Origin of the sequence: Pseudomonas oryzihabitans (assembly GCF_014522265.1) — a bacterium.
Lineage (GTDB): Bacteria > Pseudomonadota > Gammaproteobacteria > Pseudomonadales > Pseudomonadaceae > Chryseomonas > Chryseomonas aestiva.
Genome location: NZ_CP017024.1, coordinates 1,696,993 through 1,714,239, shown reverse-complemented (window position 1 = coordinate 1,714,239; position 17,247 = coordinate 1,696,993). Strand labels below are relative to the sequence as shown.

The window sequence follows — 17,247 nt, the reverse complement described above, 5'->3', positions numbered from 1 at the left end:
GCGCTATCCTCGTTAGGCGACGTTCTGCCGCTCACCCTTGGGGTCGTAGAACACCGGCGAGACGATCTCGGCAGCGATGTAGCGGCCATCGGCCAGCGGGGCGTAGACGGTCTGGCCCATACGGCCCAGCCCACCCTTGACCATGGCCATGGCGAAGCCGTAGCCCAGGGTCGCGCTGTGGTAGCTGGAGGTCACGTGACCGACCATGTCCATGGGGATCGGCTGGTTGCGCTCGAACACCAGTTGCGCGCCTTCCGGCAGGACGTCGCGGGCATCCAGGGGCTTGAGGCCGACCAGTTGCTTGCGATTCTCGCGGACGCAGTCCACGCGATGCATGCCGCGCTTGCCGATGAAGGAGAAGCTCTTGTTCAGGCTCACCGCCCAGCCCATGCCCAGGTCCTGGGGCGTGACCGAACCATCGGTGTCCTGACCGATAATGATGAAGCCCTTCTCCGCCCGCAGCACGTGCATGGTCTCGGTGCCATAGGGGGTCAGGTCGAATTCCTTGCCCGCGGCGACCACCTGCTCCAGCACGCCCATGGCGTAGTTGGCCGGCACGTTGATCTCGTAGGACAGCTCGCCGGTGAAGGAGATGCGGAACACCCGCGCCGGCACCCCGCCCACCTGGCCTTCCTTCCAGGCCATGAAGGGGAAGGCGGCGTTGTCCAGATCGATGTCGGTCAGCTTGGCCAGCAGCTTGCGGCTGTTGGGACCGGACAGGGTCAGGGTCGCCCAGTGATCGGTGACCGAGGTGAAGTACACCTCCAGCTCCGGCCATTCGGTCTGGTGGTAGAGCTCCAGCCATTCGAAGACGCGCGCGGCGCCGCCGGTGGTGGTGGTCATCAGGAAGTGGTTGTCGGCGAGACAGGCGGTGACGCCGTCGTCGAAGACCATGCCGTCTTCCTTGCACATCAGGCCGTAGCGGGCCTTGCCGATGTCCAGCTTGGTCCAGGCGTTGGTATAGACGCGATTGAGGAATTCCCGCGCATCCTTGCCCTGGATGTCGATCTTGCCCAGGGTCGAGGCGTCGAGCAGGCCGACGCTGCGGCGCACGGCCAGGCACTCGCGGTTGACCGCGGCGTGCAGGTCCTCGCCCGCCTTGGGGAAGTACCAGGGGCGCTTCCACTGGCCAACGTCCTCGAACAGCGCGCCCTGCTTGAGGTGCCAGGCGTGCAGCGCGGTGTAGCGCTTGGGCTCGAACAGGTGGCCACAATGCCGCCCGGCGATGGCGCCGAAGGTGATGGGCGTGTAGTTCGGGCGGAACATGGTGGTGCCGACTTCCGGGATGGCCTTGCTCTGCACCCGGGCGGCGATGGCCAGACCATTGATGTTGCCCAACTTGCCCTGGTCGGTACCGAAGCCCATGGCGGTGTAGCGCTTGACGTGCTCGATGGACTCGAAGCCCTCTCGGCAGGCCAGCTCGATGCCGGCAGCGGTCACATCGTTCTGCAGGTCGACGAATTGCTTGGGCGCTCGCGACGACGGCTTGTCGTGGGGCACCTGGAACAGCGCCAGACTCGGCTCTTCCTGGCGGAATTCGGCCTGGGGCAGCTCGCCGCTAACCACCTTGGCTCCGGCTTCGGCGGCGGCAGTCGCGCCCGCTTCGAAACCGTCGGCGAGGACATCGCCCAGGGCGAAGACGCCATTCACGCCGCCGGCGCAGACGCGCTTCTGCGGCGCCGGACCGGGCACAAAGGCCTGGATGTCTTCACGCCACTGCGGACGACCGCCCAGGTGCGAAGCCAGGTGGACCACCGGGCTGTAACCGCCGGAGGTGGCGATGAGGTCGCAGTCGACCCACTCGCCGCCACCCAGGGTGCGGAAGGCGGTCAGGTCGATGGTGGCGATCTTGGCGCCCGTCACGCGGGTGTTGCCGCGGGCTTCGCTCACGGCGGTACCGCCCATGACGCGCACGCCACGCTTGCGCACTTCCTCGACCCAGGCACCGCGGGGGTTGGGCCGCGCATCGGCCACGGCCACCACCTGGCGACCGGCTTCGAGCCAGTCCAGGGCCACGCGGTAGGCGTAATCGTTGTTGGTGGACAGCACCAGGCGCTGACCCGGGGCCACGGCATAGCGACGGATGTAGGTGGACACGGCGCCGGCCACCATGTTGCCCGGCAGGTCGTTGTTGGCGTACACCAGCGGCCGCTCGTGGGCGCCGGTGGCCAGCACCACGCGGGTGGCGCGGACGCGGTGCAGGCGCTGCCGCACCTGGCCATGGGGCGCGCGATCACCCAGGTGATCGGTGAGCCGCTCGTGGATGGTGAGGAAGTTATGGTCGTGGTAGCCGTTGACCGTGGCGCGCGGCAGCAAGACCACGTTGTCCAGGCCCTGCAGCTCGGCCACCGCCTTGGCGGCCCAGTCGGCGGCCGGGGCGCCGTCGAGACGCTCGCGGCTATCCAGCAGGCTGCCACCGAATTCTTCCTGTTCGTCGGCCAGGATCACCCGCGCACCGCTGCGACCGGCGGCCAGCGCCGCGGCCAGACCGGCAGCGCCACCGCCCACCACCAGCACGTCGCAGTGCTGGTTGAAGTTGTCATAGGTATCCGGATCGACCTGGGTCGGCGCACGGCCGAGGCCGGCGGCCTTGCGGATGTACTTCTCGTAGGTCATCCACAGGTTCTGCGGATACATGAAGGTCTTGTAGTAGAAGCCGGGCGGCATCATCTTGCCGCCGACCTTGCCGAGGATGCCCATGAGGTCGTTGTTGACGCTTGGCCAGCCGTTGGTGCTGGCGGAGACCAGGCCCTGGTACAGCGCCTGCTGCGTGGCCCGCACGTTGGGCACCTGGGTGGCCTCGGTGGCGCCGATCTGCATGATGGCGTTGGGCTCTTCGGCACCGGCGGCAACGATGCCGCGGGGGCGGGAGTACTTGAAGCTACGCCCGATCACGTCCACGCCGTTGGCCAGCAGCGCCGAGGCCAGGGTGTCACCCTTGAAGCCCTGGTAGGTCTGACCGTTGAAGGTGAAGGTGATGGCCTGGCTGCGGTCCAGGCGACCGCCCTGGGTGAGTCGATGGACCTGGCTCATGTGCGCTCTCCTCGCTCGGCGGTGAAGCGGGGTTGCTCGCCGATCGGATAGGTTTCGAGAATTTCGTAGGTCTCGGTGTTACGGGTCGCGTTGAAGTACTGGCGGCAGCCCGAAGCATGAACCCACAGCTCGTGACGCAGACCGCGCGGATTGTCGCGGAAGAACATGTAATCGCCCCACTCCGCGTCGCTGCAGGCCTCGGGATCCAGCGGACGCGGGATGTGCGCCTCGCCGGCGGCGTGGAATTCTTCTTCGGAGCGCAATTCCCCGCAGTGGGGGCAATGGATGTACAACATGCTCGGGCTCCTTAGTGCGCGACGGCCGCTGCGCCGTGTTCGTCGATCAGCGCGCCGGTGTGGAAACGGTCGATGGAGAAGGGCTTGGCCAGCGGATGCATCTCGCCGGAGGCGAGGGACGCCGCGAAGACGTTGCCCGAGCCAGGCGTGGCCTTGAAGCCGCCGGTACCCCAGCCGCAGTTGAAGAACAGGTTTTCCACCGGGGTCTTGGAAATGATCGGGCAGGCGTCGGGCGAGGTGTCGACGATGCCGCCCCACTGGCGGTTCATGCGCACCCGCGAGAGGATCGGGAACATCTCGACGATCGCCTGCAGGGTGTGCTCGATCACCGGGTAGGAGCCGCGCTGGCCGTAGCCGACCCAGCTGTCGATGCCGGCGCCGATCACCAGGTCGCCCTTGTCGGACTGGCTGATGTAGCCGTGCACCGCGTTGGACATGATGACGCTGTCGATGATGGGCTTGATCGGCTCGGAGACCAGCGCCTGCAGCGGGTGGGACTCCAGCGGCAGGCGGAAACCGGCCAGCTTGGCCATGTGCCCGGAGTTGCCGGCGGTGACCACGCCGACGCGACGGGCGCCGATGAAGCCGCGGTTGGTTTCCACGCCGATCACCTTGCCGTCCTGCTTGCGGAAGCCGGTGACCTCGGTCTGCTGGATCAGGTCGACGCCCAGGGCGTCGGCGGCGCGGGCGAAGCCCCAGGCCACGGCGTCGTGACGGGCCACGCCGCCGCGACGCTGCACGGTGGCGCCGAAGATCGGATAGCGGGTGTTCTTGCTGCAGTCCAGGTAGGGAATCTCCTCGGCCACCTGGCGGGTATCGAGCAGTTCGCCGTCGACGCCATTGAGGCGGTTGGCGCTGACCCGACGCTCGGAATCGCGCATGTCCTGCAGGGTGTGGCAGAGGTTGTAGACGCCGCGCTGGGAGAACATGACGTTGTAGTTGAGGTCCTGGGACAGGCCTTCCCACAGCTTCATGGCGTGCTCATAGAGGTGCGCCGACTCGTCCCACAGGTAGTTGGAGCGGACGATGGTGGTGTTGCGCGCGGTGTTGCCGCCGCCCAGCCAGCCTTTCTCGATCACCGCGACGTTCTTCACGCCGAACTGCTTGGCGAGGTAGTAGGCGGTGGCGAGGCCGTGACCGCCGCCACCGACGATGACCACGTCGTACACCGGCTTGGGCGTCGGGGTGCGCCACATCCGCTGCCAGTTCTCGTGATGGCTCAGGGAGTGCTTGAAGAGGCCGAAGCCGGAATAGCGTTGCATCTGGAGACTCCTGCAGACGACGCCCCTTTCCGCGAGGGGGAAAGGGGTTGGATAAGGGTTGCGTCAGGCGTGCGGCGACTAGCGGTAAACCGGGTAGTCGCGGCACAGCGCAGCCACCTGGCGCGCCACCTGGGCTTCCACATCGGCATCGCCGAGGTGGTCGAGGATGTCGCAGATCCAGCCCGCGACGCGTTCGCTTTCGCTGACGCCCAGGCCACGGGTGGTCAGGGCCGGGGTACCGATGCGCAGACCCGAGGTCACGAAGGGCGACTGGGGATCGTTGGGCACGGCGTTCTTGTTCACGGTGATGCAGGCGCGACCCAGGGCGGCGTCCGCGTCCTTGCCGGTGATGCCCTGCTTGATCAGGCTGACCAGGAACAGGTGGTTGTCGGTACCCCCGGAGACCACGTCGTAGCCGCGTGCCTTGAACACGCCGGCCATGGCCTGGGCGTTCCTGATCACCTGCTGCTGGTAGGTCTTGAAGCCCGGCTCCAGGGCCTCCTTGAAGCACACGGCCTTGCCGGCGATGACGTGCATCAGCGGGCCGCCCTGGGCGCCCGGGAACACCGCGGCGTTGAGCTTCTTCTCGATGTCGGCGTTGGCCTTGCACAGGATCAGGCCGCCACGGGGGCCGCGCAGGGTCTTGTGGGTGGTAGTGGTCACCACGTCGGCGAAGGGCACCGGGTTCGGATAGACACCGGCGGCGACCAGACCGGCCACGTGGGCCATGTCGACGAACAGCAGGGCACCCACGCTGTCGGCGATGGCGCGGAAGCGCGGGAAGTCCAGGGTCTTGGAGTAGGCGGAGAAGCCCGCCACGATCATCTTGGGCTTGTGCTCCTGGGCCAGGCGCTCGACCTCGTCGTAGTCGATCAGCCCGGTGTCGGTGTTGATGCCGTACTGCACCGCGTTGTAGAGCTTGCCGGAGGAGCTGACCTTGGCGCCGTGGGTCAGGTGACCGCCGTGGGCCAGGCTCATGCCGAGGATGGTGTCGCCGGGCTGCAGCAGCGCCAGGTAGACCGCCGAGTTGGCCTGGGAGCCGGAGTGCGGCTGGACGTTCGCGTAGTCGGCGCCGAACAGCTGCTTGGCGCGCTCGATGGCCAGCTGCTCGACCTTGTCGACATGCTCGCAGCCACCGTAGTAGCGCTTGCCCGGATAGCCTTCGGCGTACTTGTTGGTCAGCACGCTGCCCTGGGCTTCCATGACGCGCTGACTGGTGTAGTTTTCGGAGGCGATCAGTTCCAGGTGATGCTCCTGGCGCCGCGCTTCCTCGCCCATGGCGGCGAACAGCGCATCATCGTAGCCCTGGATTTGGTCCTGCTTGCTGAACATCGCGGCGCTCCTAAAGTCTGTGGCGGTGAAAACCACCCCCTTGCCGCGATGGTAGGCCCCGCCCCTGACCCCAAGATGCCTGTTTACGCCCCGGGCCGGCGCGTTTGCGACAGCCGCTCAAGGGGCGAGTTCTGCCGTTCGCCGGGTCCTATCAAGTCGGCTCCATTGGCGCCGATAGGCTGGTTACGCCTTTGCCCCAGCCAGCGAGTTCTGCCATGTTCAATGCGCATCTAAAGAAGACCATCGCTCGGCTGGAAGCCGAGCAGCATGCCAATCAGGGCCTGACCCGGGCCCTGGAGCGTTCCATGGCGGTGATCGAGTTCGATCTCGACGGCACCATCCTGCGCGCCAACGACAACTTCCTCCGCCTGACCGGCTATCGCGCCGACGCCCTGGTCGGCCAGCACCATCGTCGTCTCTGCCCGGCCAGCGTGGTCCAGGGTCGCGACTATGGCGATTTCTGGGCGCGCCTGAAGCGTGGCGATTTCGTCTCCGGCGCCTTCCAGCGCCTGGACGCCCAGGGCCGTACGCTCTGGCTGGAAGCCAGCTACAACCCGCTGGCCGATAGCAGCGGCAAGATCGCCAAGGTGGTGAAGTACGCCCTGGACGTCACCGCCCAGGTCGAGCGCGACAGCGAAGCCCAAAGCAAGCTCAAGGCGCTGGACCGCGCCCTGGCGCGCATCGAGTTCGACCTGGACGGACGCATCCTGGATGCCAACGACAACTTCCTGGCCACCCTGGGCTACAGCCTGAAGGAGATCCAGGGCCAGCAGCATCGGCTGTTCTGCGAGCCGGCCCTGGTCAACAGCAGCGAATACGCCGACTTCTGGCGCCGCCTCAACGCCGGTGAATTCTTTCGCGGCCAGTTCAAGCGCCTGGGCAAGCATGGCCGGGTGATCTGGCTGGAAGCGAGCTACAACCCGGTGTACGACGCCACCGGCCGGCTGTACAAGGTGGTCAAGTACGCCAGCGACATCAGCGAGCGGGTGGAAAAGCACGAAAGCGACGGCCGCAGCGCCTCGCGGGCCTATCACATCTCCGCCGAGACCGAGAAGGTCGCCGAGCACGGCACCCGGATCATCCAGGCCGCCGCCGGCGAGATGCGCGAGATCGCGCACAACGTCAGCGCCTCGGCCGAGGTGATCGGCCAGCTGGGTCAGCGCTCGGAGCAGATCACCGCCATCGTCAACACCATCCGCGGCATCGCCGACCAGACCAACCTGCTGGCGCTCAACGCCGCCATCGAAGCGGCCCGCGCCGGTGACCAGGGCCGTGGCTTCGCCGTGGTCGCCGACGAGGTTCGTCAGCTGGCGGGGCGCACCAGCAGCGCTACGGCAGAGATTGCCGAGATGATCGGGCGGATTCTCAACGAAACCCAGCAGGCGGTGGCCAGCATGGAGAGTACCCAGGGGCGCGCGGTCAAGGGCGTCGAGCTGGCGGACCAGGCCGGCGCGGTGATCGTGCAGATCCGCGATGGCGCCAGCGACGCCGTGGAAGCCGTGAGCATGTTCGCCAGCAAGCTGGACGAATCCGAAGTGATTCCCAAGGGCGCGCGCAACTGGGTGGGCCATTGAGGCTGCGGGCTTGATCGGGATCAAGCGACCCTGACAGCCAGGGTCTAGCATGAAGGCATACCCCTCTCGTGGAGATGCCCCATGCACACTGTCCTGGTCGCCTACGATGGTTCCCCCAGCGCCGACAACGCCCTGCGCTATATCCTCGACCTGGTGAAGGCCGGGCTGACGCTGGAGTTGCACCTGCTCAACGTGCAGAACGAGCCGGAGATCTATGGCGCGCCCTTCGACGACCGCATCCTGCGCGAGTGGCGCGGCAGCCTGCAGGACAAGGCCGAGGATATCCTGGTCAGGGCGCGCCCGGCCCTGCTCGAAGCCGGTATCGAGGCTCAGACCCACGTCGGCTTCGGCGGCATCGCCGAGACCATCGGCGAGACGGCGCGGCGCCTGGAGGTGGACACCGTGGTCATGGGCACCCGCGGCCTGGGTTCGCTCAGTGGCCTGCTGCTCGGCTCGGTGGCCCATCGCGTGGTGCACCAGGTGCCCTTGCCAGTGATCCTGGTGAAATAGCCGCCCAACAAAAAACCAGCCCTTGGGCTGGTTTTTTCGTTTCCGGGCACCGCGTGGATCAGATGCTCAGAGTCCAGTCGTAGTCGACGATCAGCGGCGCATGCTCGGAGAAGCGCGGTTGCCGCGGCAGGCGCGCCGAGCGGACGAAGCGGCGCAGACCCGGAGTGAGGATGTTGTAGTCGAAGCGCCAGCCCAGATTCAGGTGCTCGGCCTGGTCGCTGTCCGGCCACCAGCTGAACTGGTCGCCTTCGCGGCTCACTTCGCGCAGGGCATCCACGTAGCCCATGTTGCCGATCACCTCGTCCATCCAGGCGCGCTCGGGGGCCAGGAAACCGGGGATCTGCTGGCAGTCGCGCCAGTTCTTCACGTCCTGCTTCTGGTGCGCCACGTACAGCGAGCCGCAATAGATGTACTCGCGGCGCTTGCGGCGCTGCTTGTTCAGGTAGTGGGTGAAGTCGTCCATGAACTTGAATTTCATGTTCAGATCTTCATCGCCGCGCTTGCCCGAAGGCAGCAGCAGGGTGGCGATGCTGACCTTGTCGAAGTCCGCCTGCAGATAGCGACCGAAACGATCGCAGGACTCGAAGCCCAGGCCGCTGATCACCGCCTTCGGCTGGACCCGCGTATAGAGCGCGACACCGCCCTGGGACGGCACTTCGGCGTCGCAGGCATAGAGGATGTAACCCTCCAGCGCATAGGCCGGGTCGTCCATGTCGTAAGAAGAGGCGCGGGTATCCTGCAAGCAGATCACGTCGGCATTCTGCGCCTTGAGCCAAGGCAGCAGGCCCCGCTCCACAGCGTCCTGAATACCATTGACGTTCAAGCTGATGATCCGCATAAATGGCCCCCAAAAAATCGTGGATGTATGATACCCGAGCTAAACCGGTTTAGCTAAATACAAGCCGCGCAAGGACTTATATGCAGGCGTACCAGCGTAATTTCATTCGTTTCGCCATCGAGCGCGGAGTTCTGCGCTTTGGTGAATTCACCCTGAAATCGGGTCGCATCAGCCCCTATTTCTTCAACGCCGGCCTGTTCCACAGCGGTTCGGCGCTGGCCCAGCTCGGCCGCTGCTACGCCGATGCGCTGGTCCAGGCCAATCTGCCGTTCGATGTCCTCTTCGGCCCGGCCTACAAGGGCATCCCCCTGGCCGCGGCCACGGCGGTGGCCCTGGTCGAGCACCATGGCCGCGACGTGCCCTGGTGCTTCAACCGCAAGGAAGCCAAGGACCACGGCGAAGGCGGCCTGCTGGTGGGCGCGCCCCTGACCGGTCGGGCGCTGATCATCGATGACGTCATCACCGCCGGCACCGCCATCCGCGAGGTCATGCAGATCATCGAAGGCCAGGGTGCCAGCGCGGCCGGGGTGCTCATAGCCCTGAATCGCCAGGAGCGTGGTCGCGGCGAGTTGTCGGCCATCCAGGAAGTCGAGCGTGACTACGGCATTCCGGTGCTCAGCATCGTCGCCCTGGATCAGGTGCTCGAATACCTGGCCGAGGATGCCGAGCTCAAGCGTCACCTGCCTGCCGTCCAGGACTATCGCGCCCAATACGGCATCTAGCCGTCAGCCCCAGGAGAGACGGCCATGGTCGTACGTCGCGCCGCTGCCAGCCTGTTGCTCATCGCCCTGCCGCTGGCCGGCCAGGCGGCCGAGCTGTACCGCTACCTGGACCGTAACGGCACCCTGGTCATCGATCGCCAGGGCGTGCCGCCGGAGTACGCCGGCAAGGGCTACGACGTGCTCAACGAACAGGGCCGGGTGATCCGCAAGGTCGCGCCGGCGCTGCCCGCCGCGGAACTCGATCGCCAGGCGCGCGAGCGCCAGCAGGCCCTGGTCGATGGCCAGTTGCGCAAGCTCTACAGCAATGTCGAGGACGTCGACCGCGCCAAGGCGCGCAAGCTGGCCGAGCTGGACGGCGTGCTGCAGATCAAGAAGGCCAACCTGGAGGCCACGCGTCAGCTGCAAAGCCAGCTGATGGAGCAGGCGGCGGTGCAGCAGCGCAATGGCCAGGCGCTCCCGGCGGATCTGCAGGCACGCCTCGACGCCGCGGCGGCCGATCAGGTGCGTCTGCAGACCGATCTGCAGCGCTACGCCGAAATGCGCACCAGCACCAGCGCTGCCTTCGACGCCGACCGTGCGCGCATGCAGCGCCTGGAAGCGGCCCAGGCCGCGGATCGCTGAGCCCTGCCAAACCCGCTACCTGCGGTCACCTCCACCTCGCGCCACCTGGGCAGCGCGACGGACTTCCTCAATCTCCCCGCTAATTTCTGGCACACGCCGTGCAAGCTTGTTTCCAACACATTGTTGAACAATCGAGCGTGAAGACCCATGAGTGGCAAGGATGCGGGCGAGCTGTCCCTGGGGGCTCAACTGCTGCTGGAGATGCGCGAAGACATCATCGGCGGCCGCCTGCTGCCCGGTACCGCGCTGGTCGAGGGTGAGCTGGTCAAGGCCTACAACGCCTCGCGCAACACCATCCGCGAAGCCCTGCACCAGCTGGATCGCGAGGGCCTGGCCACCTATGTTCGCCACAAGGGGGTCATGGTGCGGCGCCTGGGCCTGGCCGAGGTGCGCGACATCTTCCAGGTGCGTCGCACCCTGGAACTGCAGGCCATCCTCACCAGCCGCCTGCTGCGCGAATACCAGTCCGATCGGATGCTGGATGCCCTGGAGGCAGCCGAACTGGCGCAGTCGCGCGAAGACTGGCGCGCTCTTGGCACCCATAGCCTGCATTTCCATCAGCACATCGTCGGCCTGTTGCGCAGTCCGCTGTTCGATGAATTCTTCGCCACCGTCGCCGCCCAGATGCGCCTGCTGTTTTCCCTCGCGCCCGACGAGGAGCACTTCCAGCGGCCCTGGATAACCCGCGACCGCCAGATCCACGACCTGCTCGCCGCCGGGCACCGCCAGGCGGCGGGCGAGGCCATGGCCAGCTATCTCGACGATTCCGAAAACCGGCTGCTGGATCTGCTCAGCGCAGCCAGGCCGCTCTGACCGAGGAGACCTCCCATGTACAAGGACTACCCCGCTGCCTACCAGTCCACCCAGGGCTCCGCCCTGCAGGTCGATCAGGCCTTCTATGATCGGCTGCGTGAACGCAAGGACGGACGCACCCTGATCGAGCAATTCGAGATCCCGATCCGTACCGGTCGCGCCTGGAAGGTCCCCGCCGGCCATCTGTTCCGCGTCACCACCCCGCACGGGCCTCAGGTCGGCGACTTCAACGTCTGGAACGCCGAGGATCCCGCGAACGGATGTGGGCCGCGCGCACCCGGCAACTGCAGGGTGCCCACGTCAGCACCTACGACCGGCTCTGGTCCAACCTGCCCTTCCTGCGTCCGCTGCTGACCATCACCGACGACAGCCTGGCCGGCTATGGCATCGACGAACATGGCGGCCGCCTGCATGACCTGCTCGGCACCCGCTGCGATCCCTACGTCAACAAGATGCTCACCGGCGAGGATTTCCACCACCACTGCCATTCGAATCTGACCCGTGCGGTACTGCCCCACGGCCTCACCGAATTCGATGTCCACGATGTGCTGAACATCTTCCAGTGCACCGGCCTCAACCACGATGACCTGTACTTCATGAAGGCCTGCCCGGCCAAGCCCGGCGACTACCTGGAATTCTTCGCCGAGATCGACGTGCTCTGCGCCCTGTCCACCTGCCCGGGCGGCGATCTGTCCCTGGCGATGTGGGGGCCCGATGCCGAGGACCCGCTCAAGGTCTGCCGTCCGCTGGGGGTGGAGATCTACCGGGTCGAGGAGGCGCTGCTGCAGGACTGGGAGTCGCCCAAGCGGGCGGCCTACAACGGCCAGCACGGCCTGACCCTGCCCAAGGCCAGCTGGGAGCAGTGAGTCCGGGCCAGCAATAGAAACGGCGCCCTGGGGCGCCGTTTTGGGTCCGCGCGAAAGCGCTCAGCGCTTGCGGTTGGAGATCAGCGTACCGACGCCGACGTCGGTGAAGATTTCCAGCAGCACCGCGTTGGGCACCCGGCCGTCGATGATGTGGGCGCTCTGCACCCCGCCCTGCACCGCTTCCAGCGCGCAGCGGATCTTCGGCAGCATGCCGCCGTAGATGGTGCCGTCGGCGATCAGCGAATTGACCTGCTCGGTGGACAGCCCGGTGAGCACCTGGCCCTGCTTGTCCATCAGGCCGGCGATGTTGGTCAGCAGCATCAGCTTCTCGGCCTTGAGCGCCTCGGCCACCTTGCCTGCCACCAGGTCGGCGTTGATGTTGTAGGACTCACCGTCCGGACCCACGCCGATGGGCGCGATGACCGGGATGAAGTCACCGCGCACCAGCATGTTGAGCAGGTCGATGTTGACCCCGGTGACCTCGCCGACATGGCCGATGTCGATGATCTCCGGCTTGGTCATCTCCGGCGTCTGCCGGCTGACCTTGAGCTTGGTGGCACGGATCAGGCCCGCATCCTTGCCGGTCAGGCCGATGGCCTTGCCGCCATGGCGGTTGATCAGGTTGACGATGTCCTTGTTGACCTGGCCGCCCAGGACCATCTCCACCACATCCATGGTCTGGGCGTCGGTGACGCGCATGCCGTCGATGAAGTGGCTCTCGATGGACAGGCGCTTGAGCAGGTCGCCGATCTGCGGACCGCCGCCATGCACCACCACCGGGTTGATGCCCACCGCCTTCATCAGCACGATGTCACGGGCGAAGCCGGCCTTGAGCTCGTCGCTCTCCATGGCGTTGCCGCCGTACTTGATCACCAGCGTCTTGCCGACGAACCGGCGGATATAGGGCAGCGCCTCGGACAGCACCTCGGCGACGTGCGAGGCATCCTCGCGGCTCAGGGTCATGGCTCACCTCTCAAGGTCGACTAAGAAAAGACAAAGGGCGCCTAGGCGCCCTCTGTGCTACCGCTGACCCGAGGTCAGAACGGCAGATTCAGATCCGGCTCCACCGCCAGCAGCTGCTTGCGGAACACCGTCTTGATGCGCTCCAGCTCCTCGAGGGTTTCCGCCTCGAAGCGCAGCACCAGCACCGGCGTGGTGTTGGACGCACGCACCAGACCCCAACCGTTCTGGTAATCGACGCGAACGCCGTCCAGGGTGGTGATCTGGGCATCGCCCCACTGGGCGTCGCGCTGCAGGGTTTCGATGATGCCGAACTTGCTCTCTTCGGTCACCTGGATATTGATCTCCGGGGTGGAGATGTCTACCGGGAAGGTATCGAACACCTGCTGGGCGCTGTTCTTCTCCTGGCTGAGGATCTCCAGCAGGCGCACGGCGCTGTAGATGCCGTCGTCGAAACCGAACCAGCGTTCCTTGAAGAACACGTGGCCGCTCATCTCGCCGGCCAGCAGGGCGCCGGTTTCCTTCATCTTCTTCTTGATCAGCGAGTGGCCGGTCTTCCACATGATGGGACGACCGCCGTAGCCGGCGATGAGGTTGTTCAGACGGCGGGTGCATTTGACGTCGAAGATGATGTCGGCGCCCGGGTTGCGGGAGACCACGTCCTTGGCGAACAGCATCAGCAGCTGGTCGGGATAGATGATCTTGCCTTCGTTGGTCACCACGCCGACGCGGTCGCCGTCGCCGTCAAAGGCCAGGCCCAGGTCGGCACCGGTTTCCTTGACCTTGGCGATCAGGTCTTCCAGGTTCTCGGGCTTGCCCGGATCCGGATGGTGGTTGGGGAAGTTGCCGTCCACCTCGCAGAACAGCGGAATGACCTCGCAGCCCAGGGACTCGATCAGCTGGGGGGCATTGACCGCGGCGACACCGTTACCGGCGTCCACCACCACCTTGAGCTTCTTGGCCAGCACTACGTCGTTGCGGATGTAGTCGGCGTAGCTCTTGAGCACGTCGACCTGCTTGATCTGGCCCTGGCCGCTGGCCACGTCGCCGGTCTCGATGCGCTCGCGCAGGCGCTGGATGGATTCGTTGGCCAGGGTCTCGCCGGCGATGACGATCTTGAAGCCATTGTAGTCCGGCGGATTGTGGCTGCCGGTCAGCATGACGCCGGACTTGCCTTCGAGCACATTGGCTGCGTAGTAGAGCACCGGGGTCGGCACCATGCCGACATCGCTGACATTGGCGCCGCTGTCGGCCACGCCCTTGATCAGTTGGGCGACCAGCTCGGGGCCGGACAGGCGGCCGTCACGGCCGACGGCCACGTTGGGCTCGCCACGCGCCAGGCTCTCCGAGCCGATGGCGCGCCCGATCCAGTAGGCGGCTTCGGCGGTCAGGGAGTCACCCACCACGCCACGGATGTCGTAGGCGCGGAAGATGCTGGCGTTGAGTTGGGGGGCTTGCGGGGTAGTGCTCATCGGGGGTTTCTCCAATCCCAGGAGATCCTGGTCTTCGTCGAGGATACTGATATCGAGGATGTCGGTGGTCTGGAACAGCGGCTCGCTCTGCTGAGCGCGGCCTCTGTCGGCAAACTCCGCCAGGGTCTTGGCCACGGCATCGCTAGGTGCCGCAGCATATAGGTCCGGCGACGACCCGGCCGATCGGCTGGCCAATCGGGCCGTCGACTTGGCCACGGGTTCCATTACCGCCAGGCGCAAAGTCGGGCTTTTGGCTATCTGATTGGATTCAAGTTCCTCGGCATAGGCCGTCAGACTGCGGACGTCGTCACGGAGCCGGCGTGACAGCTCCCGGGAAAACAGCCAAAAGCCCGTCAGCACGCCAAACAGCGCCAGCAGCAGCGCCACCAGCGGAATACCCAAGGGCGTATCGGCACCGGCCTCGGCGGCGGGTGCCAGCTCCAGTGTCCACAGCGGACTGCCGGTCGCGAGCCGCCGCATCAGCGCCGGATCACCGGGGCTGCCGCCACTGGCCAGCACCTGCACACTGCTGCCGGGGAATTGCTGCAGCAGGCGCCATTGGCCGACATTCGCCGGCGGCGTGGCCAAGCTCTGCAAGACGTCCGGCAGTGCTTCCACCAGCACGGCGCTGCCGAGCAGCTGATCGCCGCGGCGGATGGGCTGAGCGCTGTAGACCAGCCAGCGATCCCTCACGCGATAGGCTTCCGGCGGGGTCCGCTGGCCGCTTTCCAGGCGCTTGAGCAGATCGAGGGCGGCATAGTTGAGGGGACCGGGGCGATCGTCCTCGATCTGGCGCATGCCGGCCGGCACCACCAGCACATCGACCACGCCGAGGCGCTCGCGCAGCTGGCTTTCCGCCGCCGCACGCGCCGCGGGGTCATCGCCCTGCAAGGCCTGCAACACCAGGGCATCCCCGGCGACGCCCTGCAGCCGGCGGGTCAGGCCGACCAGCAATTGATTGAGGGAGGCCGCCTGGGCCTGCAGCGCCTGGTCCGCCTGGTGCTCCTGATTGCGCGCGCCTTGCGGCTGCAACACCAGGAACCACAGCAGCAGCGCGGCCAGCAGCAGGCCGGCGAGCGCCAGCAGCAGCCCCGCGCCCAGGCCGGGCAAAACCGCGACCCGGGGGGCCGCCTTGCGCACATCCTTGCCGTTCTTGCCCCTTGCCATGCCGTTCTTCTCCTTTATGTCACGGCGCGTCTTGCGTGTCTGGCGTCAGCGGGTACCGGAGTGCCCGAAGCCGCCAGCGCCCCGCTCGGTCTCGGTAAAGCTGTCGACGATATCGAAGTGCGCCTGGACCACAGGTACGAGCATCAGTTGGGCGATACGTTCGCCCACGCTCACGGTGAAGGTGGTCTGGCCGCGATTCCAGCAGGAGACCATCAGCTCACCCTGGTAGTCCGAGTCGATCAGGCCAACCAGGTTGCCCAGCACGATGCCGTGCTTATGGCCCAGGCCCGAGCGCGGCAGGATCAGCGCCGCCAGCGACGGATCGGCCACATGGATGGCGAGCCCGGTGGGAATCAGCACGGTCTGTCCCGGCTCCAGCACCAGATCCTCCTGCAGCATGGCGCGCAGGTCGAGGCCGGCCGAACCGGGGGTGGCGTAGGACGGCAGCGGGAAATCGCGCCCCAGGCGCGGGTCGAGGATCTTGGCTTGAAGGCTATGCATGGTTCTGGGCGGTATCTTTGAGATGGGTGGAAATCAGGGCGATGAGCTGGCGGGCGATCTTGCCCTTGCTGGTCTGCTCGAAGCGGATCTCGTGCAGGCCACGGTCGATCACGGTGACCGCGTTGTCTTCGCTGTTGAAGCCGATGGCCGGGTTGGCCACGTCGTTGGCGACGATGAGGTCGAGATTCTTGTCGCGCAACTTGCGCTGGGCGTACTCCAGCAGATTCTGGGTTTCCGCGGCGAAGCCGACGCTGAAGGGCCGATCCGGGCGCCCCGCCAGGGTGGCGAGGATGTCCGGGTTGCGCACCAGCTCCAGCAGGAGACCGTCACCGCGGGTGGGGTCCTTCTTCAGCTTGTGCGGCGCGATGACCTCGGGGCGATAGTCCGCCACCGCCGCCGAGGCGATGAGCACGTCGCAGGGCATCAGCGCCTCGCAGGCGGCCAGCATGTCGCGGGCGCTGATCACGTCGATGCGCTCGACGCGATCGGGGGTTGGCAGATGCACCGGGCCGCTCACCAGGCTGACGCGCGCGCCCGCCTCCGCCGCCGCTTCCGCCAGGGCGAAGCCCATGCGGCCGGAGCTATGGTTGGTGATGTAGCGCACCGGGTCGATATTTTCCTGGGTCGGGCCCGCGGTGATGACCACATGGCGACCGGTCAGGTCGAGGCGCTGGAAGCAGTCGGCGGCGAGCTGGGCAAGGTCGGTGGCTTCCAGCATCCGGCCGGGGCCGACGTCGCCACAGGCCTGGCTGCCGCTGGCCGGGCCGAACAGCTTGATGCCACGGCTGCGCAGGAGCTCCGCATTGGCCTGGGTGGCCGGATCGCGCCACATGGCCTGGTTCATGGCCGGTGCCAGGGCGACCCGGGCATCGGTGGCCAGCACTAAGGTGGTGAGTAGATCGTCCGCCACGCCCTGGGCCAGGCGCGCCATGACATCGGCGGTGGCCGGCGCGACCAGCACCAGATCGGCCCAGCGGGCCAGCTCGATATGCCCCATGGCCGCTTCGGCGGCCGGGTCCAGCAGATCAAGATGCACCGGTAGACCCGACAGTGCCTGGAGGGTCAGCGGCGTGATGAATTCGCGTCCGCCGCGGGTCAGTACCACCCGCACCTCGGCACCCTGATCCTTGAGGCGGCGCACCAGCTCGGCGCTCTTGTAAGCGGCGATGCCACCTCCGACGCCCAGCACGATGCGTTTACGATGGAGCCGCTGCATATAGCCTTTCCGTTCTCGAACTGTCTAGAACGGGCATCGCACGGCCAATCGAGGCCTGCGCGCA

Annotated in this window: 14 protein-coding genes and 2 pseudogenes; 7 read left to right on the top strand and 9 right to left on the bottom strand. The window is 66.4% G+C overall.

Translation table 11 applies throughout. The features are described from left to right. Positions 1 to 12: 12 nt before the first annotated feature. From BGI51_RS07900 to glyA, 4 genes are all read right to left on the bottom strand, one after another. Positions 13 to 3,033, bottom strand: a complete 3,021-nt coding sequence (locus tag BGI51_RS07900; protein WP_187980813.1) for a sarcosine oxidase subunit alpha — start codon at positions 3,031 to 3,033, stop codon at positions 13 to 15. Beyond that, positions 3,030 to 3,329: a sarcosine oxidase subunit delta gene (locus BGI51_RS07895; protein WP_017639232.1), complete on the bottom strand. Its 300-nt coding sequence runs from the start codon at positions 3,327 to 3,329 to the stop codon at positions 3,030 to 3,032. Before BGI51_RS07895 ends, BGI51_RS07900 begins: the two co-directional genes overlap by 4 nt. An 11-nt stretch (positions 3,330 to 3,340) precedes the next feature. After that, positions 3,341 to 4,591: a sarcosine oxidase subunit beta family protein gene (locus BGI51_RS07890; RefSeq protein WP_017639231.1), complete on the bottom strand. Its 1,251-nt coding sequence runs from the start codon at positions 4,589 to 4,591 to the stop codon at positions 3,341 to 3,343. 78 nt (positions 4,592 to 4,669) lie between these two features. Beyond that, on the bottom strand, positions 4,670 to 5,923 hold the full coding sequence (gene glyA / locus BGI51_RS07885; protein WP_183632297.1) for a serine hydroxymethyltransferase: 1,254 nt from the start codon (positions 5,921 to 5,923) through the stop codon (positions 4,670 to 4,672). Between the two features lie 215 nt (positions 5,924 to 6,138). Here glyA and BGI51_RS24000 point away from each other — a divergent pair. The 3 genes and pseudogenes from BGI51_RS24000 to BGI51_RS07875 all read left to right on the top strand — a co-directional run. Continuing rightward, a pseudogene (locus tag BGI51_RS24000) lies at positions 6,139 to 6,909 on the top strand (PAS domain-containing protein); the annotation flags it as partial. After that, the gene (locus BGI51_RS23995; protein WP_405046457.1) at positions 6,910 to 7,497 is read left to right on the top strand and encodes a methyl-accepting chemotaxis protein; all 588 of its coding nucleotides are present in this window, start codon (positions 6,910 to 6,912) and stop codon (positions 7,495 to 7,497) included. Positions 7,498 to 7,578: 81 nt separating this feature from the next. Continuing rightward, the gene (locus BGI51_RS07875; RefSeq protein ID WP_158973736.1) at positions 7,579 to 8,007 is read left to right on the top strand and encodes a universal stress protein; all 429 of its coding nucleotides are present in this window, start codon (positions 7,579 to 7,581) and stop codon (positions 8,005 to 8,007) included. A 58-nt stretch (positions 8,008 to 8,065) separates the two neighbouring features. Here the strand turns inward: BGI51_RS07875 and BGI51_RS07870 are convergent, their stop codons facing one another. Further along, positions 8,066 to 8,845, bottom strand: coding sequence for an exodeoxyribonuclease III (locus BGI51_RS07870; protein WP_027598631.1), 780 nt, complete (start codon positions 8,843 to 8,845; stop codon positions 8,066 to 8,068). An 80-nt stretch (positions 8,846 to 8,925) separates the two neighbouring features. On the opposite strand from BGI51_RS07870, the gene pyrE reads away from it, so the two are divergent. From pyrE to BGI51_RS07850, 4 genes and pseudogenes are all read left to right on the top strand, one after another. Then, positions 8,926 to 9,567, top strand: a complete 642-nt coding sequence (gene pyrE, locus BGI51_RS07865) for an orotate phosphoribosyltransferase (protein WP_158890670.1) — start codon at positions 8,926 to 8,928, stop codon at positions 9,565 to 9,567. Between the two features lie 24 nt (positions 9,568 to 9,591). Beyond that, positions 9,592 to 10,188, top strand: a complete 597-nt coding sequence (locus BGI51_RS07860) for a DUF4124 domain-containing protein (RefSeq protein WP_187980811.1) — start codon at positions 9,592 to 9,594, stop codon at positions 10,186 to 10,188. Between the two features lie 147 nt (positions 10,189 to 10,335). Next, entirely contained in the window at positions 10,336 to 11,001 is a 666-nt protein-coding gene (locus BGI51_RS07855; RefSeq protein WP_187980810.1) for a GntR family transcriptional regulator, read from the top strand. 15 nt (positions 11,002 to 11,016) lie between these two features. Beyond that, positions 11,017 to 11,867: pseudogene (locus BGI51_RS07850) on the top strand (urea carboxylase-associated family protein). Between the two features lie 60 nt (positions 11,868 to 11,927). Here BGI51_RS07850 and argB read toward each other — a convergent pair. The 4 genes from argB to coaBC form a co-directional block, all read right to left on the bottom strand. Further along, positions 11,928 to 12,830 carry an acetylglutamate kinase gene (gene argB, locus BGI51_RS07845; RefSeq protein ID WP_187980809.1) on the bottom strand — a complete coding sequence of 301 codons (903 nt, stop codon included), beginning with the start codon at positions 12,828 to 12,830 and terminating at the stop codon, positions 11,928 to 11,930. A gap of 74 nt (positions 12,831 to 12,904) precedes the next feature. Further along, positions 12,905 to 14,299, bottom strand: a complete 1,395-nt coding sequence (gene algC / locus BGI51_RS23395) for a phosphomannomutase/phosphoglucomutase (RefSeq protein WP_218568701.1) — start codon at positions 14,297 to 14,299, stop codon at positions 12,905 to 12,907. Positions 14,300 to 15,511: 1,212 nt separating this feature from the next. Further along, positions 15,512 to 15,967: a dUTP diphosphatase gene (gene dut, locus BGI51_RS07835; RefSeq protein WP_044341301.1), complete on the bottom strand. Its 456-nt coding sequence runs from the start codon at positions 15,965 to 15,967 to the stop codon at positions 15,512 to 15,514. Next, positions 15,960 to 17,183, bottom strand: coding sequence for a bifunctional phosphopantothenoylcysteine decarboxylase/phosphopantothenate--cysteine ligase CoaBC (gene coaBC / locus BGI51_RS07830; protein ID WP_027600436.1), 1,224 nt, complete (start codon positions 17,181 to 17,183; stop codon positions 15,960 to 15,962). The genes dut and coaBC overlap by 8 nt, the downstream gene beginning before the upstream one ends. Positions 17,184 to 17,247: the final 64 nt, after the last annotated feature.